This window comes from Calidifontibacter terrae (genome assembly GCF_054778835.1).
Window position 1 is genome coordinate 329,297 of record NZ_BAAGZF010000001.1, and the last position, 24,954, is coordinate 354,250.

General features: G+C 67.2%; 28 protein-coding genes and 2 tRNA genes. 20 read left to right on the forward strand and 10 right to left on the reverse strand.

Features of this window, described 5'->3' with window-relative positions; translation table 11 throughout:
- Positions 1 to 25: 25 nt before the first annotated feature.
- The 3 genes from ACYU98_RS01570 (at position 26) to ACYU98_RS01580 (ending at position 951) form a co-directional block, all read left to right on the forward strand.
- Positions 26 to 97: transfer RNA gene (locus ACYU98_RS01570), tRNA-Gln, on the forward strand.
- Positions 98 to 200: 103 nt separating this feature from the next.
- Positions 201 to 273 (forward strand) — tRNA-Glu (locus ACYU98_RS01575).
- Between the two features lie 69 nt (positions 274 to 342).
- Positions 343 to 951: a histone deacetylase gene (locus tag ACYU98_RS01580; RefSeq protein WP_460466421.1), complete on the forward strand. Its 609-nt coding sequence runs from the start codon at positions 343 to 345 to the stop codon at positions 949 to 951.
- Between the two features lie 13 nt (positions 952 to 964).
- On the opposite strand, the gene ACYU98_RS01585 is transcribed toward ACYU98_RS01580, so the two are convergent.
- Positions 965 to 1,714: an IclR family transcriptional regulator gene (locus ACYU98_RS01585; RefSeq protein WP_460466422.1), complete on the reverse strand. Its 750-nt coding sequence runs from the start codon at positions 1,712 to 1,714 to the stop codon at positions 965 to 967.
- Between the two features lie 106 nt (positions 1,715 to 1,820).
- Between ACYU98_RS01585 and leuC the strand changes: the two genes are divergently transcribed.
- The 3 genes from leuC to ACYU98_RS01600 all read left to right on the forward strand — a co-directional run bounded on the left by leuC (position 1,821) and on the right by ACYU98_RS01600 (position 4,598).
- On the forward strand, positions 1,821 to 3,215 hold the full coding sequence (gene leuC / locus ACYU98_RS01590; RefSeq protein WP_460466423.1) for a 3-isopropylmalate dehydratase large subunit: 1,395 nt from the start codon (positions 1,821 to 1,823) through the stop codon (positions 3,213 to 3,215).
- Positions 3,216 to 3,226: 11 nt separating this feature from the next.
- Positions 3,227 to 3,820: a 3-isopropylmalate dehydratase small subunit gene (gene leuD, locus ACYU98_RS01595; RefSeq protein ID WP_460466424.1), complete on the forward strand. Its 594-nt coding sequence runs from the start codon at positions 3,227 to 3,229 to the stop codon at positions 3,818 to 3,820.
- A 286-nt stretch (positions 3,821 to 4,106) separates the two neighbouring features.
- Positions 4,107 to 4,598: an HU family DNA-binding protein gene (locus ACYU98_RS01600; RefSeq protein WP_460466425.1), complete on the forward strand. Its 492-nt coding sequence runs from the start codon at positions 4,107 to 4,109 to the stop codon at positions 4,596 to 4,598.
- 139 nt (positions 4,599 to 4,737) lie between these two features.
- On the opposite strand, the gene ACYU98_RS01605 is transcribed toward ACYU98_RS01600, so the two are convergent.
- Both ACYU98_RS01605 and cofC read right to left on the reverse strand, forming a co-directional pair.
- On the reverse strand, positions 4,738 to 4,950 hold the full coding sequence (locus ACYU98_RS01605) for a hypothetical protein (RefSeq protein ID WP_460466426.1): 213 nt from the start codon (positions 4,948 to 4,950) through the stop codon (positions 4,738 to 4,740).
- A 4-nt stretch (positions 4,951 to 4,954) separates the two neighbouring features.
- Positions 4,955 to 5,599, reverse strand: a complete 645-nt coding sequence (gene cofC, locus ACYU98_RS01610; protein WP_460466427.1) for a 2-phospho-L-lactate guanylyltransferase — start codon at positions 5,597 to 5,599, stop codon at positions 4,955 to 4,957.
- A gap of 111 nt (positions 5,600 to 5,710) precedes the next feature.
- On the opposite strand from cofC, the gene ACYU98_RS01615 reads away from it, so the two are divergent.
- Positions 5,711 to 6,427, forward strand: coding sequence for a lysophospholipid acyltransferase family protein (locus tag ACYU98_RS01615; RefSeq protein ID WP_460466428.1), 717 nt, complete (start codon positions 5,711 to 5,713; stop codon positions 6,425 to 6,427).
- Positions 6,424 to 7,425 carry an NAD(P)H-dependent glycerol-3-phosphate dehydrogenase gene (locus ACYU98_RS01620; protein WP_460466429.1) on the forward strand — a complete coding sequence of 334 codons (1,002 nt, stop codon included), beginning with the start codon at positions 6,424 to 6,426 and terminating at the stop codon, positions 7,423 to 7,425. Before ACYU98_RS01615 ends, ACYU98_RS01620 begins: the two co-directional genes overlap by 4 nt.
- On the opposite strand, the gene ACYU98_RS01625 is transcribed toward ACYU98_RS01620, so the two are convergent.
- The gene (locus tag ACYU98_RS01625) at positions 7,403 to 8,491 is read right to left on the reverse strand and encodes a trans-sulfuration enzyme family protein (RefSeq protein ID WP_460466430.1); all 1,089 of its coding nucleotides are present in this window, start codon (positions 8,489 to 8,491) and stop codon (positions 7,403 to 7,405) included. The genes ACYU98_RS01620 and ACYU98_RS01625 overlap by 23 nt on opposite strands.
- A 71-nt stretch (positions 8,492 to 8,562) precedes the next feature.
- On the opposite strand from ACYU98_RS01625, the gene ACYU98_RS01630 reads away from it, so the two are divergent.
- A complete protein-coding gene (locus ACYU98_RS01630; RefSeq protein WP_460466431.1) occupies positions 8,563 to 9,717 on the forward strand; it encodes a D-alanine--D-alanine ligase family protein in 1,155 nt (384 codons plus the stop codon).
- Positions 9,718 to 9,763: 46 nt separating this feature from the next.
- Here the strand turns inward: ACYU98_RS01630 and ACYU98_RS01635 are convergent, their stop codons facing one another.
- Complete coding sequence (locus tag ACYU98_RS01635; protein ID WP_460466432.1) at positions 9,764 to 10,219, reverse strand: DUF3515 family protein; 456 nt, start codon at positions 10,217 to 10,219, stop codon at positions 9,764 to 9,766.
- A complete protein-coding gene (locus ACYU98_RS01640; RefSeq protein ID WP_460466433.1) occupies positions 10,198 to 10,431 on the reverse strand; it encodes an Lrp/AsnC family transcriptional regulator in 234 nt (77 codons plus the stop codon). Before ACYU98_RS01640 ends, ACYU98_RS01635 begins: the two co-directional genes overlap by 22 nt.
- Before the next feature lie 110 nt (positions 10,432 to 10,541).
- Here ACYU98_RS01640 and thiL point away from each other — a divergent pair, with 110 nt between their 5' ends.
- Positions 10,542 to 11,489: a thiamine-phosphate kinase gene (gene thiL, locus ACYU98_RS01645; protein WP_460466434.1), complete on the forward strand. Its 948-nt coding sequence runs from the start codon at positions 10,542 to 10,544 to the stop codon at positions 11,487 to 11,489.
- 4 nt (positions 11,490 to 11,493) lie between these two features.
- On the opposite strand, the gene ACYU98_RS01650 is transcribed toward thiL, so the two are convergent.
- The 4 genes from ACYU98_RS01650 to rpmB form a co-directional block, all read right to left on the reverse strand.
- Positions 11,494 to 12,231 carry an FAD:protein FMN transferase gene (locus ACYU98_RS01650; RefSeq protein ID WP_460466435.1) on the reverse strand — a complete coding sequence of 246 codons (738 nt, stop codon included), beginning with the start codon at positions 12,229 to 12,231 and terminating at the stop codon, positions 11,494 to 11,496.
- Entirely contained in the window at positions 12,231 to 12,695 is a 465-nt protein-coding gene (locus ACYU98_RS01655; RefSeq protein WP_460466436.1) for an FMN-binding protein, read from the reverse strand. The genes ACYU98_RS01650 and ACYU98_RS01655 overlap by 1 nt, the downstream gene beginning before the upstream one ends.
- A 33-nt stretch (positions 12,696 to 12,728) precedes the next feature.
- On the reverse strand, positions 12,729 to 14,147 hold the full coding sequence (locus tag ACYU98_RS01660) for a ferredoxin reductase family protein (RefSeq protein ID WP_460466437.1): 1,419 nt from the start codon (positions 14,145 to 14,147) through the stop codon (positions 12,729 to 12,731).
- A gap of 171 nt (positions 14,148 to 14,318) precedes the next feature.
- Complete coding sequence (gene rpmB / locus ACYU98_RS01665; protein WP_460466438.1) at positions 14,319 to 14,513, reverse strand: 50S ribosomal protein L28; 195 nt, start codon at positions 14,511 to 14,513, stop codon at positions 14,319 to 14,321.
- A 264-nt stretch (positions 14,514 to 14,777) separates the two neighbouring features.
- On the opposite strand from rpmB, the gene ACYU98_RS01670 reads away from it, so the two are divergent.
- The 10 genes from ACYU98_RS01670 (at position 14,778) to map (ending at position 24,931) form a co-directional block, all read left to right on the forward strand.
- Entirely contained in the window at positions 14,778 to 16,412 is a 1,635-nt protein-coding gene (locus ACYU98_RS01670; RefSeq protein ID WP_460466439.1) for a DAK2 domain-containing protein, read from the forward strand.
- Positions 16,409 to 18,616: an ATP-dependent DNA helicase RecG gene (locus ACYU98_RS01675; RefSeq protein ID WP_460466440.1), complete on the forward strand. Its 2,208-nt coding sequence runs from the start codon at positions 16,409 to 16,411 to the stop codon at positions 18,614 to 18,616. Before ACYU98_RS01670 ends, ACYU98_RS01675 begins: the two co-directional genes overlap by 4 nt.
- Positions 18,616 to 19,188: a 16S rRNA (guanine(966)-N(2))-methyltransferase RsmD gene (gene rsmD, locus ACYU98_RS01680; protein WP_460466441.1), complete on the forward strand. Its 573-nt coding sequence runs from the start codon at positions 18,616 to 18,618 to the stop codon at positions 19,186 to 19,188. Before ACYU98_RS01675 ends, rsmD begins: the two co-directional genes overlap by 1 nt.
- Positions 19,185 to 19,685 (forward strand): pantetheine-phosphate adenylyltransferase, encoded by a 501-nt coding sequence (coaD, locus tag ACYU98_RS01685; RefSeq protein ID WP_460466442.1) that lies wholly within the window; start codon positions 19,185 to 19,187, stop codon positions 19,683 to 19,685. Before rsmD ends, coaD begins: the two co-directional genes overlap by 4 nt.
- Positions 19,686 to 19,792: 107 nt before the next feature.
- A complete protein-coding gene (locus ACYU98_RS01690; RefSeq protein WP_460466443.1) occupies positions 19,793 to 20,365 on the forward strand; it encodes a YceD family protein in 573 nt (190 codons plus the stop codon).
- Position 20,366: 1 nt separating this feature from the next.
- Entirely contained in the window at positions 20,367 to 20,561 is a 195-nt protein-coding gene (rpmF, locus tag ACYU98_RS01695) for a 50S ribosomal protein L32 (protein ID WP_460466444.1), read from the forward strand.
- Positions 20,562 to 20,575: 14 nt separating this feature from the next.
- Positions 20,576 to 21,319 carry a ribonuclease III gene (gene rnc, locus ACYU98_RS01700; protein WP_460466445.1) on the forward strand — a complete coding sequence of 248 codons (744 nt, stop codon included), beginning with the start codon at positions 20,576 to 20,578 and terminating at the stop codon, positions 21,317 to 21,319.
- Position 21,320: 1 nt separating this feature from the next.
- Positions 21,321 to 22,193: a bifunctional DNA-formamidopyrimidine glycosylase/DNA-(apurinic or apyrimidinic site) lyase gene (mutM, locus tag ACYU98_RS01705; RefSeq protein ID WP_460466446.1), complete on the forward strand. Its 873-nt coding sequence runs from the start codon at positions 21,321 to 21,323 to the stop codon at positions 22,191 to 22,193.
- A 49-nt stretch (positions 22,194 to 22,242) separates the two neighbouring features.
- Positions 22,243 to 24,135, forward strand: a complete 1,893-nt coding sequence (locus ACYU98_RS01710; protein WP_460466447.1) for a M3 family metallopeptidase — start codon at positions 22,243 to 22,245, stop codon at positions 24,133 to 24,135.
- A gap of 28 nt (positions 24,136 to 24,163) precedes the next feature.
- The gene (gene map, locus ACYU98_RS01715) at positions 24,164 to 24,931 is read left to right on the forward strand and encodes a type I methionyl aminopeptidase (RefSeq protein ID WP_460466448.1); all 768 of its coding nucleotides are present in this window, start codon (positions 24,164 to 24,166) and stop codon (positions 24,929 to 24,931) included.
- Positions 24,932 to 24,954 lie beyond the last annotated feature (23 nt).

Genomic DNA, 24,954 nt, shown 5'->3' on the forward strand with positions numbered 1-24,954 from the left:
TGGCGCGCGAGCGGATAAACCCCCTTGGGGTATGGTGTAATTGGCAGCACGACTGATTCTGGTTCAGTTAGTCTAGGTTCGAGTCCTGGTACCCCAGCGCATCGCTCTTCGCAGCGGCGCTTCGCGCCGATGGTCGGCGATTCGGAGTTTCTGCGCCATTCCGGTAAAGTTCCTCCACGTGCTTCGGCACAAAAAAGTGCGGCCCCGTTGTGTAGCGGCCTAGCACGCCGCCCTCTCACGGCGGTAGCGCGGGTTCGAATCCCGTCGGGGCTACAACTGCCCGAAACCCCCTGAATCCCAGGGGGTTTCGGCATTTCTACAAGCTTGTTAAGGTCGCCTGCCGTGACCGATCTTCTCTGGTACGCCGCGTATGGCTCCAACCTGTCGTTGGAGCGCTTCACCCACTATCTCCAGGGCGGTCGACCGCCGGGGGCCGACCGATCCATGCAGGGCGCGCGCGATGCGACGCCGCCGCGCGATATGCGCCCCATCGAGCTGCCGGGCTCGGTCTTCTTCGGCTGGCGGTCGAGCACCTGGGGCGGTGGGGGAGTCGCGTTCTACGACCCGGATGTCGTCGGCCGGGCGTTGGCGACCGCCTATCTGATCACCCGGGAACAGTTCGCGGACCTGGTCGCCCAGGAGATGCACAGACCGGTTGGTGCCGACCCCGACCTGGAGCGGATGGTGGCGGCGGTGTTGCGATCGCGAGGCACCACCGCAGCGTGGGAGCTCGGCCAAGGCCGCTATGAGCGGCTGTTGGTGGTCGACGAACTCGATGACCTGCCGGTGGTGACGTTCACCTGTCCGGCTGCCCATCGGCCAGCACCGAACGCGCCTAACGCGGCCTACCTCGCCACGATTGCGCGTGGCCTGCGCGAGACCCACCACCTCGACGACGAGGCCGTCGCGGCGTACCTGTCCGGTCTGGACGGCAGCGCGACGGCCTCGTGACGAATGGTCTGGCTCAGCCGGCGTCGATCGTTCGACGCTGGCCGGCGGCGTGAGCGCGCGCCAGGATCTCGGTGAGCTTGTTGGCGCCGGCGACGACGGTCGCGGCATGCAGGCGGCCGGGCTGGCGAGAAACCCGCTCGATCGGACCGGAGATCGACACAGCGGCGATCACCCGACCAGACGGACTGCGTACGGGCGCGGAGACTGACGCGACACCCTGCTCGCGTTCGCCGACACTTTGGGCCCAGCCACGACGTCGTACGCCGGACAGCATCGTCGCGGTGAACTTGGCGCCCTGCAGGCCGCGGTGCAGACGGTCCGGCTCTTCCCAGGCAAGCAGCACCTGAGCCGCCGAACCCGCGCTCATCGAGAGCGTCGCGCCGACTGGGATCGAGTCGCGCAGGCCCATCGGGCGGTCGGCCGCGGCCACACAGATGCGCTGATCACCCTGCCGGCGGAACAGCTGAGCGCTCTCATGGGTGTGATCGCGCAGCGCGCCGAGCACAGGTCCTGCGGCCGCGAGCAGGCGGTCCTCACCGGCGGCGGAAGCGAGCTCATTGAGGCGTGGCCCCAACACGAACCGGCCCTGCAGGTCGCGAGCGACCAGCCGGTGATGCTCGAGCGCGACGGCAAGGCGATGGGCCGTCGGGCGGGCCAGGCCGGTGTGCGCAACCAGTTGGGCGAGCGTGGAAGGGCCGGCTTCGAGGGCCGCGAGAACCACGGCAGCCTTGTCCAGAACGCCGACACCGCTAGAGTTGTCCATGTACTGATATTGCCGTCTCGCTGAGCGAGACGCAAGTTCATTGCCGGAATCGGTAGGAGAGTCTGCTCACAGATTCGGGCGACGATCACGAGGAGGTCCTGACCGCATGGGACGCACGCTGGCCGAAAAGGTCTGGGAACAGCATGTCGTACGACGGGCAGACGGCGAGCCCGATCTGCTCTACATCGACCTGCATCTCTTGCACGAAGTCACCAGCCCGCAGGCGTTCGACGGCCTGCGCCTCGCGGGACGCCCGGTGCGCCGACCGGACCTCACGATCGCCACCGAGGACCACAACGTCCCGACGACGCCGGGCCCGATCACCGACATCGTCAGCCGTACGCAGGTTGAAACCTTGCGCAAGAACTGCGCCGAGTTCGGTGTGAAGCTCTACCCGATGGGCGACGCCGAGCAGGGCATCGTGCACATCATCGGTCCGCAGTTGGGCCTCAGCCAGCCGGGCATGACGATCGTCTGCGGCGACAGCCACACCTCGACCCACGGCGCGTTCGGCGCCCTCGCGTTCGGTATCGGCACCAGCGAGGTCGAACACGTTCTGGCCACCCAGGCATTGCCGCTCAAGCCGTTCCGCACCATGGCGATCAACGTCGACGGGGAACTCGCCGAGGGTGTCACCGCCAAGGACGTCATCCTGGCCGTCATCGCGAAGATCGGCACCGGCGGCGGACAGGGCTACGTGCTCGAATACCGCGGGTCGGCGATCCGGGCGATGTCGATGGAAGCGCGCATGACGATGTGCAACATGTCGATCGAGGCCGGCGCGCGCGCCGGCATGATCGCGCCCGACGACACCACGTTCGACTACCTCGCTGGCCGTGACCACGCTCCGAAGGGCGCCGACTGGGACGCCGCGGTCGAAGCCTGGCGACAGTTGGCCACCGATGACGACGCGACGTTCGACGCGCAGGTCGACCTCGATGCCGCCGAGCTGACCCCGTTCGTCACCTGGGGTACCAACCCCGGCCAGGGTCTCCCGCTGAGCGCGAGCGTTCCCCGCCCGCAGGACATCGGCGACGACACCGCCCGGTTCGCTGCCGAGAAGGCCATCGATTACATGGGTTTGACGCCCGGGATGCCGCTGAAGCAGATCAAGGTCGACACCGTCTTCCTGGGATCGTGCACGAACGGCCGCATCGAGGACCTGCGCGCTGCCGCCGAGCTGATCAAGGGCCGCCAGGTCGCCGACGGCGTACGCATGCTGGTGGTGCCGGGCTCGGCAAAGGTTCGGCTGCAGGCCGAGGGCGAGGGCTTGGACAAGGTCTTCGAACAGGCCGGCGCCGAATGGCGATTGGCCGGTTGCTCGATGTGTCTGGGCATGAACCCCGACCAGCTTGCGCCCGGTGAGCGCAGCGCGTCCACCTCGAACCGCAACTTCGAAGGACGGCAGGGCAAGGGCGGTCGCACCCACCTGGTCAGCCCGCTGGTCGCTGCGGCCACCGCGGTGCGCGGCACCCTGTCCGGTCCCGCAGACCTGAACTGAAGGAGTCGATGATGCAGAAGTTCACCAGGCACACCGGGGTCGGCGTTCCGCTGCGCCGCAGCAATGTCGACACCGACCAGATCATCCCGGCCGTCTATCTCAAGCGAGTCACCCGCACCGGCTTCGAAGATGGCCTGTTCGCCGCGTGGCGCGGCGACGACACGTTCGTCTTGAACAACCCGACGTACGCCGAGGGCTCGGTGCTGGTCGCCGGCCCCGATTTCGGAACGGGCTCCTCGCGCGAACACGCGGTCTGGGCGTTGATGGACTACGGCTTCCGAGTGGTGCTCTCCAGCCGGTTCGCCGATATCTTCCGCGGCAACTCGGGCAAGGCCGGACTCCTCACCGCCCAGTTGCGACAGGACGACATCGAGCTGATCTGGAAGCTGATCGAGAACGAACCCGGCACCCAGGTGACCGTCGACCTGGTCGAGCGCACCGTCACCGCCGGCGAACATGTCTTCCCCTTCGAGGTCGATGACTACATCCGGTGGCGGTTGCTCGAAGGCCTCGACGACATCAGCCTCACCTTGCGACACGCTGACGCTGTGGAGCAGTTCGAAAAGGAGCGCCCGAGCTGGAAGCCGACCGTCGAAGTCGGCTAGTCGGGTCCTCTGAACGAGCCTTCTGAACGTCCGGAATTGAACGGATCCCGTTGCGCTGCAACGGGATCCGTTCTTCGTAGAGGTTTCCGATGAGCGCGCAGATGAGCGTGCGACGGTTCCGCAAAGCCGTCCAAAGTTGTTGCGGCACAACGAATTGCGGACGCGTAATGGTTGCCAGGGCGGCGTCGTGGTCCTAACGTCAGTTCTGGCCGGGGTGGATTCTGTCTCAGGTCAACGACATTGGCACGCAACCGGGCCGTCGGCCGGGGGGCTGGACACTGAAGGGGTGTCACCTGTGAACAAGGCAGATCTCATCGCGAGTATCGAAACCCGACTGGGTGGCAAGAAGGCGGCGGTCGACGCGGTTGACGCCGTGCTGGACACGATCATTCGGCAGGTCGCCCAGGGGGAGAAGGTCAGCATCACCGGCTTCGGCACCTTCGAAAAGGTGTCCCGCGCGGCCCGCACCGGACGCAACCCGCGAACCGGCGAAACCGTCCCGATCAAGAAGACGGCGGTGCCGAAGTTCCGGCCCGGAACCGGCTTCCGCAACGTCGTCGCCAAGCCGAGCGCGCTGCCCAAGACCGGCAACGCTGGTGGCCGCGCCTCCGCAACCACCGCTGCTCCCGCCGCGGCGAAGAAGACTGCGGCTAAGAAGACCGTCGCCAAGAAGACCGTCGCCAAGAAGACGGCAGCCAAGAAGGCGGCTCCCGCAGCTGCCAAGACCGCGGCCAAGAAGACGACCGCGAAGACGACCGCTAAGAAGACCGCCAAGTAGACCTCAAGAGGACCCTGCGCACCCCAGCGCAAACCTTGCACCTCCGTACGAACGCTGCATGTATACCGGCAGCGTTCGTACGGAGGTGCAGCGTTTGGAGGGGAGGCGCCGCGCGGGTCGGGCAAGAAGGCCGCGCGAGTCAGCGGATGCGCTGACCTGGCCCGATGCCGACGACCCACATCCGCGAGATGCCATCCGCGCCGACTTCGATGTTGAGGCGCTGGCCGGGGCGCGCATGGCGCAGGCCCGACGCGGCGAAGGCGGCAGCGGTGAACGCCAGGCTGCGCCCGTTGTCGGTCAACACGGTGCCGGTGTGATCGTCGGGGTCAAAGGTGTGAACGGTGGCCTGCATGAGCTCAGCTTGCCGTGTCCGCGACGGTCGCGAGCACTCCGGCGGTGCGCGGGCCGACACCGAGGTCGCGGGCGCGGTTGAGAGCGTCCAAGTCGTCGACGTCCGTACGCAACTGGGGGAGGTCCAGGGTCAGCACCGTCGCTGTGCGCCCGTGACGCGCCGCCGACGACCCGCCGAAGCGGGGGACAAGGCGCTCGGAGTCATGGTGAGTCAGCAACACTGTTCCGTGACCCGACTGGTCGGGCACGATGCTGGATTCCGTTGCGGCACAAGCGCGTAGCCCGTCGTACAACGCTTGAGCAGTGAGGCTCGGAAGGTCGGCGAGCAGCACAGCGGTGGCCCGCCCGGGGGCGGCCGAGCGGATCCAGCGCAGGCCCGATTCGATCGCCGGGTTCAGCCCGCGGCCTGGGTCGTCGAGCACCGTCACGCCCTGAGCCTCGCTGTTGCTGCGCACTACGTCGTCGTCGGTGACCACCACGACCTGAGCAGCGGGAATGACCTCCAGCACGACCTCGATGGTGTCGAGCGCGATCGCCAACGCCAGGTCGGCCCGTCGAATCCCCGGCGGCGGCGTCAGGCGACTCTTGCCGCGGGCGGTGTTCTTGACCGGCAGAACGATCTGCCAGGTCGAGGTCAGGGGCTCACTCACCTCTCCAGTTTTCCACGGCTGACGGCCAAGACACACCACGACCCGGCCCTGGTCGACATCGTGAGCGGGTTCACAGCATGATGAACAGATCACATCCCCAAGGAGGTCCCGGTGGCGCATCCTGCCATCCACGAAGACATCACCCCGATGTACCAACACATCATCGGCGGCCTGTGGCCGACGTTCCAGCGAACCTGGAAGCATGACTGGCGCGGCGGTGAACACATCCCGACGACGGGCGGCTTCGTCGCGGCCTCTAACCACATCTCGTACGTCGACCCGCTGACCGTTGCGCAGTTCCTGGTCGCCAACGGTCGCGCTCCGCGCTACCTGGCGAAGTCGTCGCTGTTCGGTTTCCCGGTGTTGAAGTCGGTCATGCGCGGCACGGGCCAGATCCCCGTCGTACGAGGCTCGTCGCAGGCGGTGCATGCCTACGACGCCGCGCTGGAGTCGATTCGCCGCGGCGACTGTGTCTGTGTGTTGCCGGAGGGAACCCTCAGCCGCGAGACGAACCTCTGGCCGATGAGCGGCAAGACCGGCGCCGCGCGGATCGCGCTGAGCACCGGCTGCCCGTTGGTGCCCATCGCCACCTGGGGAACCCAAGAAATCCTCTATCCCTACCGCGGGATGGTTCCCAGGCTGCTGCCGCGCAAAACCGTCAAGGTTTATGCAGGCCCCCCAGTGGACCTCGACGACCTGCACGGCAACGTGTCAGGCGAGGCGGTGCGCGAGGCCACCCGTCGACTGATGGCGGCAATCACCACACAACTCGAGGTGGCTCGGGGAGAATCGGCCCCGACCACCAAGAGCGAAGGGGCACCACAGTGACAAAGGCCGCCGTCATCGGTAGCGGGAGTTGGGGCACAGCGTTCGCGTCGGTCCTGGCCGACGCTGGTCAAGACGTGACGATGTGGGCCCGCCGGCCTGAGGTCGTCTCCGCGATCAACGACGACCACTGCAACGTCGGCTACCTGCCGGACCTGCGGTTGCCCGACACTCTGCGGGCGACGACCGATGTGGCCGAGGCGACCGACGGTGCCGATGTGATCGTGGTCGCGGTTCCCTCGCAGAGCTTGCGCGAGAACCTCGTGAGCTGGGGCGCCGTGTTTGGTGATTCGGCGCCGGTTGTCTCGCTGATGAAGGGTGTCGAGCTGGGCACCACCAAGCGGATGAGCGAGGTGCTGGCCGACGCCGGTGATCTCGATCCCGCCCGCGTCGTGGTGTTGTCCGGCCCCAACCTGGCGAAGGAGATCGCGGCCCGGCAGCCGGCCGCCGCGGTCGTTGCCTCCACGAGCCCGCGGATGCGGGCTGCCGTTGCCGAGGCCTGCGCGACGCCTTACTTCCGCCCCTATCTCGGTGGCGACGTCATCGGCACCGAGATTGCCGGTGCCACCAAGAACGTCATCGCTGTCGCCTGTGGCATGGCATCGGGGATGGGCATGGGCGACAACACGCTCGCTTCCCTGATCACCCGCGGACTGGCCGAGACGGCCCGGCTCGGAACAGCCCTGGGCGCCGACCCGGCGACCTTCCTCGGCCTTGCTGGGGTGGGCGACTTGGTCGCAACGTGTGCCTCGCCGCTGTCGCGCAACCGCACCTTCGGTTATGCCCTCGGGCAGGGCAAGACCCTCGAGGAGGCAATCGCGGCGACCCAGCAGGTCGCCGAGGGCGTGAAGTCCTGCCGCTCCCTCTTGGATCTTGCGCGCGCCGCTGGCGTCGACGTCCCGATCGTCGAGAACGTCGAGGCTGTCGTCTACGAGGGGCGCAGCACCGCCGATGTGGTCGGAGCGCTGATGTCGCGAGCTAGGAAGCTCGAGACGACCTGAGCGCTGCGTCGAGGTCGCGCCAGAGGTCTTCGACGTCTTCGATCCCGACGCTGAGCCGCAGCAGCTCCTCGGGAACCGTCGCCGGCTCGCCGGCATGGCGTCGACGCCGTTCGAGCATCGACTCGACGCCGCCGAGACTTGTCGAGGGCAGCCACAGGTCGACCGACTGCTCGACCGCTTCGGCCCCCTCGCGTCCACCGCGGACCTCGATCGCGATCATCGCCCCCGACCCGGGGTAGCGCACCCGCGAGACCTCCGGATGGCCGTCCAGCCGCCGCGCGAGTTCGGCCGCGTTGGCGCAGGCCCGCTCGAAACGAACATGCAACGTCCGCAGACCGCGCAGCGCCAACCACGCCTCCATCGGCCCGGGGATTGCGCCGCCGAGCGTACGAGCGGAGTGCAGGGCCGCTCGTAGGTCCTCGTCGCGCGTGACAAGGACACCGAGGACCAGGTCGGAGTGACCGGCGAGGTATTTGGTCGCCGAGTGCAGCACCACGTCGATGCCCAGGTCGAGCGGACGCTGCAGCAGCGGGGTGGCGAAGGTGTTGTCACAGACGGTGCGGATCCCCGATTCGCGTGCGGCCTTCGCCAGCGTCGCAAGGTCGGCCACCTCCAGCATCGGGTTGGTCGGCGACTCCAGAAACACCAGATCGACGTGATCCATCGCGTCGATGAATGTCGCGGTGTCGGCGATGTCCGCCCGTCGCAGCGAGAGTCGGCCGGCATCATTCAGCTGCTGCAGCAGCGAACTGGTGCCGTTGTAGCAATGTTGCGGCGCGAGGACCGCTCCGCCTTGGGGCACCGTGGAAGTGACGGCCGCGATCGCGGCCATCCCACTGGCGTACGCGAGTGCGGACCCTCCCTCCAACCCACCGACGGTTTCTTCAAAGGCGACCCAGGTCGGATTCGAGAAGCGGGCGTAGGAGTTGTCGCCACCGGCAACGAACGTCGAGGTGAACTCGACGGAGGGACCGACGCTGGCGCCCGGAACGCGCGGCGGGCGGCCGCTCGCGACGATGCGGGTGGCGGGGGACAGCGGCTGGTGGCTCGGGTCGGGGCGACTCATAGGTTCAGGGTGGCAGATTGGGGCGGAGCGTCTTCAACGGTCTCGGCGCCCGTCCGGTTAGGCTTCCGGCGATGAACATCGAGCCCACCGACCCCGTGTCCACCGACCCGACCTCAGGGACCGGCCGCAAGCCGGTCGTTGCCCTCGTGTTCGGCGGCCGTTCCTCCGAACACGCCGTCTCGTGTGCGACCGCGGCGAGCGTGCTGCAGGCGATCGACCGCAGCCGGTTCGACATCGTGCCGATCGGCATCACTCCTGGCGGACGCTGGGTCTTGATGGCAGATGATCCGACACCGTTGCGCCTCACCGCTGATCAGCGTCCGCAGGTGAGCGGCGAGCGCGAGATCGTGTTGAGCCCTGACCCGGCGAACCGCTCGATCCTCGTCCGCGACCCCGGGGACATCCCGCGCGAACTCGGTGCGGTCGACGTGGTCTTCCCGTTGCTGCATGGGCCGTTCGGCGAAGACGGAACCCTGCAAGGTCTGCTCGAATTGTCGGACACCCGCTATGTCGGGTCCGGCGTCTCCGCGTCGGCGGTGATGATGGACAAGCACCTCATGAAGGTGGTGTTCCGGGCGGCCGGTCTGCCGGTCGGACCGTACGTTCTGATCACGGACAAGGAGTGGCAGCGCGACCAGGCGGCCGCGATGGATCCGGTGGCTGCTCTCGGCTGGCCGGTCTTCGTCAAACCGGCCCGCGCCGGGTCGAGCCAGGGCGTCTCCCGGGCGACGAACCAGCAGGAGCTTGCCGAGGCGATCGAACTGGCCCGCCAGCACGACCCGAAGGTGCTCATCGAGGGCGCGATCGAGGGCCGCGAGGTGGAGTGCGGAGTGCTCGAGGGCCACGGCAGCGACCGGCCGAAGGCATCCCCGATCGGGGAGATCGTGGTCTCCCACGACCACCACACGTTCTACGATTTCGAGGCGAAATACCTCGACGACTCCGCCAGTCTCAGCTGCCCGGCGAACCTCCCGGCAGCCGCGGTCGAGCAGATCCAGCAGATGTCGATCCGGGCCTTCGAAGCGGCCGGCTGTGAGGGACTCTCCCGGGTCGACTGGTTCTACGGACCCGACGGCAGCCTGACTCTCAACGAGATCAACACGATGCCCGGCTTCACCCCGTCATCGATGTATCCGCGGGTGTGGGCGGCGGCCGGAACCGACTACCCGGCGCTGATCACCGAGCTCATCGAGCTTGCTCTGGAGCGGCGCGTCGGTCTGCGCTGACGCGCCGGCGCTGGGCCGCCCTGACCCCACGGCGTTCGAACTGGGCTCAGCTGCAGCGGTGTTCGCCCTGCGGGATCAGTCGCGCCACCGCGGTGAACGAGGCCAACACCTCGGGTAGATATTGCTTCGGCAGCAGCACCTCGATCGCCGGGGAGCGACCGTAGGTTTCTGCTTTGGTGCCGTCGGACAACGTGGTCAGCACCCAGTCGACATCGTCGACAGTGAGGCAGTTCGGTGAAGGGGCGGGCGTCACGGTTCCGCAGCGGGCGATGATCGCCGGGTCACCCCACGCTGCCGCGGCGTCCGCGCCGGAGGAGACATCGCGCGCCTTCTTTCCGGCGACCGTACGAGGCCAGGCGGCCGCGACTTTCGCACACAACGGATCCCCGTGACTGGGGGCGGAGACCACCTCGACCGCGCCGCCGCAGGCGGTCAGGCCGAGCGTGGCCACGACGGCGACGCCGAGCCAGCGGGAGGTGTTCAGACGTTGACGACGGTGCACGTGAGGGTGCGGGTGATGCCGTTGATCTCCTGGATCCGGGCGATCACCAGACGACCGAGCTCGTCGACCGAGGTGGCCTCGATCCGGGCGATCACGTCGTAGGGGCCGGTGACGTCCTCGGCCGACACCACCCCGTTGATCTGTGCGACGGCGGTGGCCACGGAGTGTGCCTTGCCGACCTCGGACTGGATCAGGATGTAGGCCTGCACCATGACGTCTCCCAGGGGTTCCGAGCGCCGCGCGATGCTGCGCTCATCGAATGTGCAGGCTTGACGCTACCGTGCCGCGGTCCGCCGCGAGGGCAGGGTCCAGAATGGGGCAAATGGATGCCCGAACACTTGCCGACATCCACGAGGACGACCTGTTGGCAGCCATCTTCCCGACCTTGCCGACCCGGCCGGAGGTCCGGCTCGGCGTCGGTGACGACACCGCGCTGCTGGCCGTGCCGAGTGGTGCCGTGTTGATCACGACCGACTCGATGGTGCTGGGTCGCGACTTCCTGGACGAGTGGTCCGACGGCGTCGACGTTGGCCGCAAGTTGGTCACTCAGAACCTGGCCGATGTCGCCGCGATGGGTGGCTACCCAACCGCGGTCGTTGTCTCGTTGATGGCCGGTCACGACACCACCGTGCAGTGGTGCAAAGACTTCAACGAGGGTGTGGCCCAAGGCTGTTCGGAGGCAAACGTTGCGGTCGTTGGCGGAGACCTGAGTTCGGCGCCGCACGGTTCCCGGGTCGTCAGCATCACCGCGATGGGCGAACTGCCGGGAACGATGGTCTTGCGCTCCGGCGCGCGGGCCGGTGACGTGGTCGCCGTCTGCGACGCCCTCGGGCGGTCTGATGCCGGGCTGCGTCTCTTGCAGCAGGGTCGCGCCGCTGATGCGCCCGCGCTGGTCGACTTCCACCGTCGCCCGCAGTGCCGATTGACGGCGGGTCCGCAGGCTGCGGCCGCAGGTGCCACGGCGATGATCGATATCAGCGACGGCCTCGTCCGTGACGCCCGTCGGATCGCGTCCGCCAGTGGCGTACGCATCGAGCTCGGTCGCGATGACCTTGAGCCGTTCGTCGCCCAGCTGGCGGCGGCGGTCGACGACGACGCGTGGGCTTGCGTGCTCAGCGGGGGCGAGGAACACACCCTGCTCGCCTGCTTCCCCGACGACAAATCGGTGCCGGGCAGCTGGACGCCGATCGGCCGGGTCACCGCGGGTGAAGGTGTCGGCCTCGACGGCGACGAACTTGGCAGCGGAGGGTGGGACCACTTCGGTCGGTGACCGCCTAAGGCAGCGTGATCAGGTCGTAGCGGGAGTCCCAGTCGTGAAACCGGGCCAGGGTGTCCTGGTCGCCGACGAACAGCGCCGTCGCCCACACGTCCGCCCACAGAATGTCCGGACCAACGACGGTGACTGAACCCGCCCGATCGACCGGCTGCCCCGTACGAGGGTCGATGAGGTGGTTGCCGCGGGCGTAGCGCCCGGAGGTGGCCAGGCCGCCGTGGCCGAGAGCGACCGTACGAGCGATGATGTCCGGCTGCGCCGGGTCTTGCACCCCGACGTGCCACGGCTCGTGCTCCGCGCCGCCCGCGTGGAGGTCGCCGCCGGCATTCACGCAATAGGAATGGCCGGTCAACGAGTCCAGGATGGCGGCCGCTTGGCCGATCGCCCAACCCTTCACCGCACCGCTGGGATCGAACCGCAGCGTGCCGTCGGCATCGGGCAGGTAGGCATCGAAGGCGCCCCCGGTGATTTCTTGAGCGGCGGCGCAGACATCGGCGATGTAACCCACCGCCCCGGTGAGCTGATCGAGCTCGACCTCCCCGCGGCGCAGTCGGGAGACCGGACTGTTCGGTTCATAGGTGGAGAACACCGAGTCGATCCAGCGCAGTCGGCGGAAGGCGCGGTCGACGACCTCCTCCACCATCGCGCTACGGACCTCAGGTCCGCGCACGTGGATGGAGACCGGCAGACCCATGATCTGCTCGACGAAAGCCCGCTTGGGGAGAGTTTGAGTGAGCATCAGAGGTTCGCCTTATCGATCGCTGACTGCAGGGACTGGACGTAGCCGTCGGAAGTGACCGTGGCGCCGCTGACCATGTCGATCGAGGCGCTCTGCTTGTTGACGACCTCTTGGTTCAGGGTCGGCAACGCCTGGCTGTTGATCTCGGCGTCGCGCCCATTCCCGTTGGGGTAGACAACCGCCTGGGACGCCGTGATCTTCCCGTTGGTCACGGTGATCTGCACCTGAACGGGCCCCCACCGGGTATCGACCGAGTCACCGGTATAGGTCGCGGTGCCGGTGGCCGAGGTGGACGAACTGCCACTCGAGGTAGGAGTCGCGGAGGAGCTGCCAGCATTGGCGGCGGTCTCCGCCTGCGCGGTCTGGCCTGTGCCGCTCTGGTGGACCGCAGTGCCACTGGCCATCGAGGAGCTCAAGCTGGTGCGATAGCTGAACAGCAGCACCACGACAGTGAGCGTGCTCATGATCCAGACAGTGATTCGTTTCATCGGAATACCTCAGTAGGAGAATCGTTCGATATGTATCTGTTGGGGTGACACACCCGCATCGAGCAGGGTTCGCTCGAGGGCGGTCATCCAGGCCTCGCCACCACAGACGAAGACGTCGTGGTCGCGCACGTCGGGCACCAGATGCAGCAGCGCCTCCAGGTCGCTCAGGTGCGCCGCGTTCTGCGGTAACCAGGAGCCCGGTCCTTTCCCGGATCGGTGCGCCCGCGGGCCGGTCACGAATGCCAGACGGTGACCGCGGTGCGCCGCGATCCGCTCCAGGTCGTCGGCCCACAGCACTTGTTCGGCGCTACTTGCTCGCTGGATCAGAGTGATGTCGCCAGGCTCCGACTGCAGTGATTCATACAGTGCTCGCAGCGGGGTGATGCCGATGCCGGCGCCGATGAGCAGCACCTTGCGGCGGGTTCGTACGCCCTCGTGCAGGCGGCCGTACGGTCCCTCGATCCACACCTTGGTGCCGGGCTGCAGCGTTGCCAGGCGGGCCGACCCGCCGCCGACCTCGGCCACGGTGATGCGTAGCGACCGACCGTCGGGAGCGTGGGACAACGAGTAGGGGTTGGCGCGGCTGCGCCCCTGGCCGGCGAATCGCCACTGGAAGAACTGCCCGGGGCTGACCTGCAATCGGTGCAGCGCGCGACCGGTGACCGTCACGGTGACGACGTCGCCGGTGAGACGTTCCACCGAGGCGACTCGCAGGTCGTGCGTGAGGGCGGTGCGCAAGGGAAGTCCGAGGCGGAAGACCACGACGGCGAGCGCGGTGCACGCCCACAGCGACCACCAGAACACCGTTGCGGCGGTGGATGCAGTGAAGTCCTGGCCGGTCCAGAGCTGGTGGGGCAGTGCCAGCCCGGCGCCGAGGTAGGCATAGAGGTGAAGGAGATGCCAGGACTCGTAGCGCAACCGGCGCCGCGCGGCGCGGATGCTGGTGACAACCACCAGACACAACGCGATGGTGCCCGCCTCCGCCAGCAGCATGGCCGGGTAGTTGAGCGTGAGATCGACGGCGGTCGACCACAACTGCGACCAGCGCGCCGACGCATAGCCGGCAAGGATGGTCACGACGTGAACCCACAACAGGGTGAAGCTGGAGAACCCCAGCAGCCGGTGGCGGCGCGCGAGTTCGTCTTGACCGTAGGACTTCTCGACGAACGGGATGCGCGCCATCAGCAAGACCTGGATCAACAGCAGATCTGAAGCGATCAGCCCGCTGAGTCGGCCGATGCTCGTCCATCCTTCGGTCCACGAACCGAATTGGCCGATACCGCCGTGACTGAGCCAGAGGGCAACGACGAACAGCAAACTCGCCCAGGTCAGAGCGCCGGCGGCGTCACGCCACCAGGGTCGCGCAATGCTGCGCGGGGGGCGTACGGCGGTGTCGGGCAGCCGTATCGCGGGTGGCATGAGGGTCATGACGACCACGATTGCGGAGGCCGCTGTGTGCCTGCTGTGTCGTCACAATGGCCGGACTGCGAGCGGGCGGCGCGCACGACGAACGGGCCACGACGAACCCAGACGGCGGCTCCGGACAACGAAAACGACCGACCCCGGATGGGATCGGTCGTTACGTGTGAAGGAGGAAGGTCAGCGCTTGACCTTGCCCGCCTTCAGGCACGAGGTGCAGACATTGAGACGCTTCGGGGTCACACCGGCATCGCCCACGAGCGCACGAACGCGCTGGATGTTGGGGTTCCAGCGGCGCTTGGTCTTGCGCTGCGAGTGCGAGACGTTGTGACCGAAGCCGGGTCCCTTGCCGCAGACGTCGCAAGTGGCAGCCACGGTGATCTCCTGAAGTTGGTCGATAATTTTTACTCCCGGATGCGGGCACAGATGAACACCCGTGGCTCGCGTTGGGAACTTCGTAAGCGTACCGGTGAGTGCGCCAGCGACCAAACCGAGCGAATGCCGAGCACCAGGCAGGCTGCGGGGCAGCGGTGTTCGGTCCTTGGGCTTGGCCCATTGTGCCGGACAACTCCCGGTGGCGTCGGTGCCGCCGGTTAGGCTCGGGCCGCGCACTTGCAGTAGCCGGCGGAAGGATCACACATGGCGCTCGCGACCCTGGACTTGTTCGCGCTGCGACGGTGGGTGGTCGTGGCGCGCACCGATCTGGCCCAGTTTGCCGACCGGATCAATGCGCTGAACGTGTTCCCGGTGCCCGACGCCGATACCGGCACCAATCTGTTGCTCACTCTCGACGGTGCGATGGGATCGCTCACCTTCGAAGACCCCGACGACCTGGGCGCGGCCGCGAACGACCTCGCCACGGCCACTTTGATGGCGGCGCGCGGCAACTCCGGGGTGATCCTGTCGCAATTGGCGCGGGCAGTCGCCGAGGTGCTCACCGCATCGGCTGATGGCTGCATCGGACCAGCAGACTTGGCTCGTGCCTTGCGGCGGGCGAGTGACTACGCCTGGCGCAGCGTGAGTAGCCCGGTTGAGGGAACCATCCTCACCGTGGCCGCCGCGGCAGCCGATGGCGCGGAACTCGCCGACAGCGCTTCGCTGACCGCAGTGGTTGATGGCGCGGTCGCCTCCGCGAAGGCCGCACTGCTCCACACCACCGACCAACTCGAGGCCCTGCGCGCCGCCGGAGTTATTGATGCCGGGGGAGCGGGCTACCTGTTGATCCTCGAGTCACTGCAGCGCGTCGTCGAGTCCGACACCGGTCTGGTGGGCGCGGCCCACGAGACGCCGGACTGGTTGGGCGAACCTTCCGTTGCCCTCACCACGCTCGACTGCCACGACGGTGAACTCGACGGCCCGTCGTACGAAGTCATGTATCTGCTCTCGGACACCACCGGCGAGCGGGTCGACCGGTTGCGCTCGACCCTGCACAAACTCGGCAACTCGTTGGTGGTCGCGGGTGGCCCGCAGACCTGGTCGATCCACGTGCACGTTGACGATGTCGGCGCGGCCCTCAACGCCGGAGTGGAGGCGGGCCGTCCCCACCGGTTCGCCATCACCCGGTTCGCCGACGAGATGCTGACCCGGACCCTGCACATGCCGGTGACCCACGATGCGCGCACCCTCGTCGTTGCGGTTGCCGAGGCTGAGGGGCTGGCCGAATTGGCCAGATCCGAGGGCCGAACCGTCGTCGCGGCCGACGCCGGACGGTTGGCGCGCTCCACCGCCACCCGCGCGATGCGCGAGACCGGACTGACCGAGGTGTTGCTGATCGCCGACGGTGAGATCGCCTCGCAGACCTGCGATCTTCTGCAGAAATCGTTGCGGGACAAAGGTATTCGCGTCATCCGGCCGGGTGCTTCCGGGCCAGTGGAGTTCCTCACCGCGCTGGCGGTCGCCCATCCGGACAGTTCCGGTGACGACGTTCTGGCCGCGGTCGACTCGGCGTTGATAGATCTGTCGACGGCAGTGGTCGAGGTGGCTGAAGCCGAACTGGAGACGGTCGAGGGCGTGTGTCCTCGAGGCGAGCTTTACGGCGCGATCGACGGCGAGGTGATCACCCATGCCGCGCAGGCGCTGCCGGTCGCGGCGCGGCTGCTCGAACTGCTGATCACCGAACGGGATGCCGAGTTGGTCACCCTCGTGACGGGTGTGCAGGCTCCCGCGGCGCTGGCCGACACGCTGCGGGTCGACCTTGCCCGGCGGCATCCCGATGTCGAGGTCAGCGTCGTCGACGGGCGCGGTCCCCACGTTCTGGCGATCGGGGTGGAATGAAGCCGATCACCCGCACCACCCCGCTCAAGGGCATTGTCAGCGACCATTTCACCGGCCGGATCGGAGAATCCCGACAGATCGAGACCGTCGGGCAGTTGCTGGACTTCCTGCCCCGCCGTTATCTCGACGTGAACGCTGCCGGGCGGTTGTCCGAGTTCAGTTTTGGCGACATGGCCGTGCTCATCGCGACAGTGGTGAAGGCGCAGGGTCGCCGCATGCAGAACGGCAAGCGGATGCTCACCGCGACCATCGAGGACGCCGACGGGCAAACCGCCTCGCTGGTCTTCTTCCGGGCCGCCGGTCACGAACAGAACCTGGTTCCCGGAACTCGCGCGCTGTTCCGCGGCAAGTTGCAGTCCTACAACCAGATGCGCCAGCTGGCCCACCCCGAATACACCGCGATCACCGGAGATTCGGAGGAAGCACGACTGTTCGCCTCCGGGATGATCCCGACCTACTTACCGATCCCCAAGGTCAACGACCTGGCGGTGTCGATTGCGATGCGCCAGGTGCTGGCGGCTTGGGATGGCGCCGATCCGGTGCCCGAAGAGTTGCGCAAAGCTCACGACCTGGTCGGGATAGTCGATGCCTACCGGATGATCCACCTGCCCACCTCGCAGGGCGAGGCCGGTCTTGGTCGACGTCGTCTGCGTTATGACGAGGCGCTGGTGGTCCAGACCGCGCTGGCCGCTCGCCGGGCCGAACACGATGCCCAACCTGCCACGGCCCGGGTGGCTCGCGAGGGCGGGCTGCTCGCGGCGTTCGACGAACGGCTGCCGTTCGAGCTCACCAGGGGTCAGCAGGCCGTCGGCGCAGAGATCGCCGCTGACCTCGCCCGTGAGCGTCCGATGAACCGGTTGCTGCAAGGCGAGGTCGGCTCGGGAAAGACAATCGTCGCCCTGCGCGCGATGTTGGCCACCGTGGATGCCGGCGCGCAAGCGGCACTGCTGGCCCCGACCGAGGTCTTGGCTCACCAACACGATCGGTCTATTCGGCGGATGCTCGGCGACCTCGCCGAGGGCGGGATGCTCGGTGGGGCCGACAACGGAACCCAAGTTGGCCTGCTGACCGGATCGATGACCAGATCCCAGAAGGAACAGGTGTTGCTCGGGGTGATCACCGGCGATACCGGGATCCTGATCGGCACCCACGCGATCATCCAAGACACGGTGAAGTTCATGGACCTTGGTTTGGTCGTCGTCGACGAGCAACACCGTTTCGGGGTGGAGCAGCGGGATGCGTTGCGTGGCAAGGCTGCTCGACCGCCACACGTCTTGGTCATGACCGCAACACCGATTCCCCGTACGGTCGCCATGACCGTCTTCGGCGACATGGAGACCTCCGAGCTCGCCGAGTTGCCGGCCGGGCGTGCGCCGATCGTCTCCCACGTCGTCCCGGTTGCGAAGCCCGGATGGGTGCAGCGGGTCTGGGACAGACTGGCCGAGGAAGTGGCGGCCGGTCACCAGGCCTACGTCGTGTGTCCGCGCATCGGTGACGACGAACCCGAAGATCTGCTGGAATTGGAGTCCTACGACGACGTCGAGGACGAGTCGGGGGAGAGCGCCGAGGCGCGGCCGGCGAAGCGACCGCTGACCTCGGTGGTGACCCTGCTGGAGCAGTTGCGTTCCGAGCCGGCCCTCAGCGGGCTGCGGATCGACATGCTGCACGGCCGGATGACCCCGGACGACAAAGACGCGGTGATGGGGGAGTTCTCCGCTGGCCGCATCGACATTCTCGTTTCGACCACGGTCATCGAGGTCGGCGTCGATGTTCCGAACTCGACCGCAATGGTCATCATGGATGCCGACCGGTTCGGCATCTCCCAACTCCACCAGTTGCGCGGCCGCGTTGGCCGAGGCAGCGCCGGTGGCCTCTGCCTGCTGGTGACCGCCACGGAGAACGCCGACACGATGGACCGGTTGGCCGCCGTGGCCGCCACCACCAACGGTTTCGAGCTCGCCGATCTCGACCTGTCGCTGCGCAAGGAGGGCGACGTGCTGGGCAAGAGCCAATCGGGCCGGCAGTCCGGGCTGCAATTGCTGCGGCTCACCCACCCCGCCGATGTCGAACTGATCAACCTTGCCCGGCAGGATGCGGCCGAGATCATCGCGCGCGACCCACACCTGCACGACCACCCGGCGCTTGCTGACCTGCTCACCCAGCGCCTCGACGAAGATCAAATAGCCTTCCTGGAGCGTGGCTGATGACCCGGATCATTGCGGGCACTGCCGGTGGGCGCCGCCTGGCCACCCCGCCCGGCGACGGCACCCGTCCCACCAGCGAGCGCGTACGCGAGGCGTTGTTCGCCCGACTTGACCACCTCGATGCGCTTGCTGGCGCGCGGGTGTTGGACCTCTACGCCGGTTCTGGCGCGCTGGGGTTGGAGGCGGCCAGTCGTGGCGCAGTGCGAGCGGTGATGGTCGAGAAGGATCGTCGCGCTGCGGCGGTGACCGAACGAAACATCCGGGAGCTGAAACTGCCCGACACCGTCGTACGAACCGATTCGGTGCAGCGGTTCGTCGGCAGCGCCGCCAGCGAGCAGTTCGACCTGGTGTTCCTCGACCCGCCTTACGCCGTCGGCGATGAGGACCTGCAGCAGGTGCTCGCGGCCCTCACCCAGGGATGGCTCGCGCAAGACGCGCTACTGGTCGTCGAACGCTCCACTCGGTCAGGCGAGCCCGTCTGGCCGGCCGACGTCGAACTGATCGGCCCGCGTCGCTACGGCGAAACCACCATTTGGTTCGCCGAATTCGTTCCCGAAGGAGACGTCGCATGACAAATACTGCCGACCCCCGGCGCGCGGTCTGCCCCGGATCGTTCGACCCGATCACCGTCGGCCACCTCGACGTCATCCGTCGCGCGGCTCGACTGTTCGAGGAGGTTGTCGTCGCGGTCATCCACAACCCCGAGAAACAGGGCACCTTCACACCTGCTGATCGCGTACGGCTGATTGAGGAGTCGGTGAGCGCCCTGCCGAACGTACGCGCGGAGGCGTTCGGCGCGATGCTCGCCGTCGATGTCTGTCGACAGCTCGACGCGGGCGTGATGGTGAAGGGCCTGCGCAACGAGACCGACTTCGGCTACGAGCTGCCGATGGCTCAGATGAATACCGAAATGACCGGCGTGGAAACCCTTTTCCTTCCCGCGTCACCGGCCGTTTCGCACTACGCGTCGTCGCTGGTGCGGGTCTGCGCCCAGCGCGGCGCCGACGTGTCGCAGATGGTGCCGCCGCCGGTGGCCGAGGCCTTCGCCGAGCGGTTCCCGAAGCCCTGATCGGCCGGTTTGGGGAAAGCGTCCCTGGCCGGTAACCTTGTGTGTCGGTCTGCGTCGCACGCGATGTGGGCCGAGTCCGCGCACTCTCCCTACTCATTGAAGCGATCATGCACCTCGACCCGCGTAACCCTCTCGTCCTTGATACCAAGGAGTTGGGTCGCCGTCCCGGTCAGATGGCGGAGATCGAGAAGAGCGTGCCAGCGCCCGACCACCTCGGCAACGAGGTCATCGAGATTGCGGAGGGCGAGCCGATTGCGCTCGATCTGCGCATCGAATCGGTGATGGAAGGTGTGCTGATCACGGGTTCGGCTCGCGCCACTGCGACCGGTGCTTGCGTGCGGTGCTTGGATCCCGTCCATGAAGATGTGGACGTGGCGTTCCAGGAGCTGTTCGCCTACTCCGATCGCGCGGCCCATCACCATGAGGTTGCGGGCGAAGAAGACGAAGACTTGCGTGTTCTGGACGGCGAACTGGCCGATCTGGAGCTCGTGTTGCGGGATGTGGTGGTCACTGCACTGCCCTTCCAGCCGGTGTGCGAGGAAGACTGCCCGGGTTTGTGCTCCGAATGTGGAGCTCGCCTGGCGGACGACCTTGACCACCACCATGATGTGGTCGACCCCCGATGGTCGGCACTCACCGGGATTTCCGGTGACGCCGAGAACGACGAGAAGAGGAACTGACGTGGCCGTCCCGAAGCGGAAGATGTCGCGCTCCAACACCCGTTCGCGCCGTGCGAACTGGAAGGCAACCCCGGTTGCCCTGACGACCTGCACCAACTGCGGCTCCCCGGCCCAGGCCCACATGGCCTGCCCGTCGTGCGGAACGTACAAGGGTCGTCACTACGGCGCCGCGGAGCGCACCGAGCACCAGGCCTGAGTCACCCGATCGACGTGAGTTCGTCGAAGCGGGCGGCCGACGCCAAGGTCTCGCAGCGGCCCGTCGGTGATCTTGCCGCGCAGTTGAAGCAACTGTGCGGCGCGGACATCGACGAGCCGCTGCTGCTGCGTGCCCTGACCCACCGTTCGTACGCCTACGAGCACGACGGTCTGCCACACAACGAACGCCAGGAGTTCCTCGGCGACGCGGTGTTGGGAGTCGTGGTGACCGAGGCGTTGTTCCGTGGTCATCCCGACCTGCCCGAGGGGCAGCTCGCCAAGTTCCGTGCCTCCGTGGTCAACGCGCGTGCGCTGGCCGGGGTCGGACGCGATCTGCGACTGGGCGAGTTCGTGCTGCTCGGTCGCGGCGAGATGGCCACTGGTGGGCAGAACAAGGATTCGATCCTCGCCGACACTGTGGAAGCGGTCATCGGCACCGTCTACCTGTCCGCCGGCATGGCCGCGGCGGACCGATTCGTTCACTCCCTGGTCGACGATCTGATCGCCGGCGCTGCTGGCCTTGGTGCAGGTCTCGACTGGAAAACCTCGCTGCAGGAACTGGCTGCGGCCGATGGACGCGGCGCGCCGAGTTATCAGGTCGAGGGCGAGGGTCCTGACCATGACAAGGTCTTCACCGCCACGGTCTTGGTGGGCGATCAGGCGTTGGGCCAAGGCGTAGGGCGCAACAAGAAGGCGGCAGAACAGCTGGCTGCCGAGGTCGCCTGGAAGGCACTCAAGGCCCGCACCGGTTCGAGCTGACATGCCCGAACTGCCCGAGGTGGAAGTCGTACGCCGCGGGGTCGCCGACCACGTTGTCGGCCGCACTCTGCTGCGCGCCGAGGTGCTGGGCGCCCGAGTGGCCCGCCGACATGTCGCGGGCCCGGCCGATCTGGCCGCTCAGTTGACCGGGGTTCGGGTCGATGCCGCCCGCCGCCGCGGGAAATACCTCTGGCTGGAGTTGGACACGGGGCAATGCCTGGTGGTCCACCTGGGCATGAGCGGTCAGCTCCTGGTTGAGCCGATGGATGCTCCCCGGGAGAAGCATGCCCACGCCTTGTTCGACCTCGACGACGGGCGGCAGTTGCGGTTCGTCGACCAGCGCACCTTCGGGGGCCTGCAACTGGTCGACGCGGCGCCTGACCCTTACCAACCCTCCTCGACCGTGCCGTCGGTCATCACCCACATCGCCGCCGACCCGCTCGAGCCGGCCTTCGACGCGGTCGAGGTCAGCCGCCGGATGCGGCGCAAACACACCCAGCTCAAGCGCGCGCTGCTCGACCAGTCGCTGGTGTCGGGCATCGGAAACATCTATGCCGACGAAGCGCTCTGGCGCAGCCGCCTGCACGGCGAGCGGGCGACTGATCGCCTGACTGCTGGCCAAGCGCGGGAGGTGCTCGGCCACGCGACGGAGGTCATGACCGCCGCGCTGGGGAAGGGCGGAACCAGCTTTGATGCGCTCTACGTGAACGTCAATGGGGCGAGCGGCTACTTCGAACGAAGCCTGAATGCGTACGGGCGCCAGGGCCAGCCCTGCCGTCGCTGCGGAACGTTGATGGTGCGCGAACACTTCATGAATCGCTCGTCGTTCTCGTGTCCGGTCTGTCAGCCGCGGCCGCGCGCGGCGCGTCCCTGACCCATCCGTACGCCGCTTGGTGTCGGTGGCGCTGGTTAGGCTGACCGACGTGACGACACCGTTGGAACTGCCCTCGACCGATTTCCGTGACTGGCTCGTTCGCCGCTGCGATGACGCCCTCGCCGCAGCGGGCGAGCATGTCGACACGCTCAAGGGTGGCGTCGATGACGCGCTCGCGGCGTGGAACGAGGTTGCGCTCCAATTGAGCAATGCCGCCGCGGCCGCCTCGCTCTTCGCCGAGGTTCACCCCGACGAAGCGGTCCGTGATGCCGCCGACGAGGCCGCCCAGAAGGTCGACGCCTACTCCACCTCGCTCGGCTTGGACGGAGAGCTCTACGCGGTGCTCGATGCAACGCCGGAACCGGCCGATCCCGATGCGCAGCGACTGCTGTCCCTGGTCCGCCGCGATTTCCGGCGGGCCGGCGTCGATCGCGACGAAGCGACCCGCAACCGCCTGCAGGAACTGGCGGATCTGGAACTGAAGGCGAGCCAGGAGTTCGGAAAGAACATCCGCGAGGGTGTCCGGTCGATCTCGGTGCGCCCCGAGCAGTTGGCGGGCATGCCGCAGGACTGGCTCGACGCCCGTCCTGCCGGCGACGACGGCCTGGTGAAGGTCACTACCGACTACCCCGACTCGGTGCCGCTGATGACCTTCGGTGCCGACCGGTCGGTGCGCGCAGAACTGTCGAACGAGCGCAACAACATCGCCTGGCCGGTCAACGACGGTGTGCTGCAACGACTTTTCACCCTCCGGCAGGAACACGCCGAGCTCTTGGGCTATGCGAACTGGGCCGACTATGACGCCGAGGTCAAGATGATCGGCAAGGGGAGCGCGATCCGGCCGTTCATCGATCGGATCACCGAGGCTGCCGCTGAGCGCGCGCAGGCCGATAAGCAGGTGCTGCTGGAGCGGCTGCGCCAAGACGTTGCCGACGCCGACGACGTGCTGCCCTACGACACCGGCTACTACGGCGAACTGGTCCGCAAGGAGCAGCATTCGGTTGATGCTCAGCAGGTGCGCCGCTACTTCCCGTTCGACGCGGTCCGACAGGGTCTGCTCGACGTGACCAGCCGACTGTTCGGGCTGGAATGGCAGCCGATCGCGAGCGCCACCGTCTGGCATGAGGATGTGACGGCATACGACGTGCTGCGCGGCGGAACCCGCATCGGTCGGATTTACCTCGACCTGCACCCGCGCGAAGGCAAGTTCAAACACGCCGCCCAGTTCACCCTCACCGAGGGTCTGCGCGGCCGCCAGTTGCCCGAGGGTGTGCTGGTCTGCAACTTCAGCCGGGGACTGATGGAACATGACGAGGTCGTCACCCTTTTCCACGAGTTCGGCCACCTGATCCACCACGTCGTTGGCGGTGACCAGCAGTGGGCTCGGTTCTCCGGTGTGGCCACCGAGTGGGACTTCGTCGAGGCGCCCAGCCAGATGTTGGAGGAGTGGGCGTGGGACGCGCAGGTGCTGGCGACCTTCGCCCGCGACGAGGCCGGGCAACCGATCCCGGCCGATCTGGTCGCCCGGATGCGTGAGGCGGAGGACTTCGGAAAGGGCTATCTCGCCCGAACCCAGATGTTCTACGCGGCCCTGTCCTACGGCCTCCACGTCGACCGCCCCGACGACATCACCGCCTACCTCATCGAGACCCAGCGGAAATACTCCGTTTTCCCCTATCTCGACGGCAACCATTTCCACTGCTCGTTCGGTCACCTCGATGGCTACAGCTCGGGCTACTACACGTATATGTGGAGCCTGGTCATCGCCAAAGACCTGTTCAGCGCGTTCGATCAGGAGGACCTTTTCGACGAGCAGATCGCGGCGCGATACCGTGATCGGATCCTCGCGATGGGTGGCCGGAAGGACGCGGCCGACTTGGTCGAGGACTTCCTGGGTCGGCCCTACACCTTCGACGCCTATGCCGCGTGGTTAGCCCGCTGACCCTCATCTGGAGAACAGGAGCACCACGGTGATCGAGCTGCGCAGCAAGACCGAACTGGAAGCGATGCGCCCGGCGGGTGAGTTCGTCGGTTCGGTGTTGACCGCCCTGCAGCAGGCCGCGGCCGTCGGGGTCAACCTGATGGACCTGGACGCCTTGGCTCACCGGATGATCCGGGAGCGCGGCGCGGAGTCCTGCTACATCGACTACCACCCCAGCTTCGGTGCGTCGCCGTTCGGGAAGGTTCTCTGCACCAGCGTCAACGATGCGGTGCTCCACGGCCTCCCGTTCAACTACACGTTGAAGGATGGCGACCTCCTGAGCGTCGACTTCGCCGCCTCCGTCGACGGTTGGGTCGCCGACTCTGCGGTCAGCATGGTCGTCGGCGCCGCCCGCGACGAAGACCTGCGGATCATCCGTACGACCGAGCAGGCCCTCGAAGCGGGTATCGGCGCAGCCGTGGTCGGCAACAAGATCGGCGATATCTCCGCCGCGATCGCGGCCGTCTGCAAGGGCGCCGGCTATCAGGTGAACACCCAGTTCGGCGGCCACGGTGTCGGCCGAACCATGCACGGTGACCCGCACATCGCCAACGACGGTCGCCCCGGGCGTGGGTTGAAACTGCAGCCCGGGTTGGTCATTGCGATCGAACCCTGGCTGATGATGACCACCGACGAGTTGTTCACCGACCCCGACGGCTGGACCTTGCGCAGCGCCGACGGTTCGCGTGGTGCCCACAGCGAACACACGATCGCGGTCACCGACCAGGGTCCGCTGGTGCTGACGCAACGTCGCTGACACGAGGGCGTCTGCGGCGCTCG

What these genes read in the sequence shown, in the direction of transcription:
- ACYU98_RS01585 (WP_460466422.1), bottom strand. Translation starts at nt 1,714, where the DNA reads ATGGACAACTCTAGCGGTGTCGGCGTTCTGGACAAGGCTGCCGTGGTT.
- leuC (WP_460466423.1), top strand. Translation starts at nt 1,821, where the DNA reads ATGGGACGCACGCTGGCCGAAAAGGTCTGGGAACAGCATGTCGTACGA.
- leuD (WP_460466424.1), top strand. Translation starts at nt 3,227, where the DNA reads ATGCAGAAGTTCACCAGGCACACCGGGGTCGGCGTTCCGCTGCGCCGC.
- ACYU98_RS01605 (WP_460466426.1), bottom strand. Translation starts at nt 4,950, where the DNA reads ATGCAGGCCACCGTTCACACCTTTGACCCCGACGATCACACCGGCACC.
- ACYU98_RS01625 (WP_460466430.1), bottom strand. Translation starts at nt 8,491, where the DNA reads ATGAGTCGCCCCGACCCGAGCCACCAGCCGCTGTCCCCCGCCACCCGC.
- ACYU98_RS01630 (WP_460466431.1), top strand. Translation starts at nt 8,563, where the DNA reads ATGAACATCGAGCCCACCGACCCCGTGTCCACCGACCCGACCTCAGGG.
- ACYU98_RS01640 (WP_460466433.1), bottom strand. Translation starts at nt 10,431, where the DNA reads ATGGTGCAGGCCTACATCCTGATCCAGTCCGAGGTCGGCAAGGCACAC.
- thiL (WP_460466434.1), top strand. Translation starts at nt 10,542, where the DNA reads ATGGATGCCCGAACACTTGCCGACATCCACGAGGACGACCTGTTGGCA.
- ACYU98_RS01650 (WP_460466435.1), bottom strand. Translation starts at nt 12,231, where the DNA reads ATGCTCACTCAAACTCTCCCCAAGCGGGCTTTCGTCGAGCAGATCATG.
- ACYU98_RS01655 (WP_460466436.1), bottom strand. Translation starts at nt 12,695, where the DNA reads ATGAGCACGCTCACTGTCGTGGTGCTGCTGTTCAGCTATCGCACCAGC.
- ACYU98_RS01660 (WP_460466437.1), bottom strand. Translation starts at nt 14,147, where the DNA reads ATGACCCTCATGCCACCCGCGATACGGCTGCCCGACACCGCCGTACGC.
- ACYU98_RS01670 (WP_460466439.1), top strand. Translation starts at nt 14,778, where the DNA reads ATGGCGCTCGCGACCCTGGACTTGTTCGCGCTGCGACGGTGGGTGGTC.
- ACYU98_RS01675 (WP_460466440.1), top strand. Translation starts at nt 16,409, where the DNA reads ATGAAGCCGATCACCCGCACCACCCCGCTCAAGGGCATTGTCAGCGAC.
- rsmD (WP_460466441.1), top strand. Translation starts at nt 18,616, where the DNA reads ATGACCCGGATCATTGCGGGCACTGCCGGTGGGCGCCGCCTGGCCACC.
- coaD (WP_460466442.1), top strand. Translation starts at nt 19,185, where the DNA reads ATGACAAATACTGCCGACCCCCGGCGCGCGGTCTGCCCCGGATCGTTC.
- ACYU98_RS01690 (WP_460466443.1), top strand. Translation starts at nt 19,793, where the DNA reads ATGCACCTCGACCCGCGTAACCCTCTCGTCCTTGATACCAAGGAGTTG.
- mutM (WP_460466446.1), top strand. Translation starts at nt 21,321, where the DNA reads ATGCCCGAACTGCCCGAGGTGGAAGTCGTACGCCGCGGGGTCGCCGAC.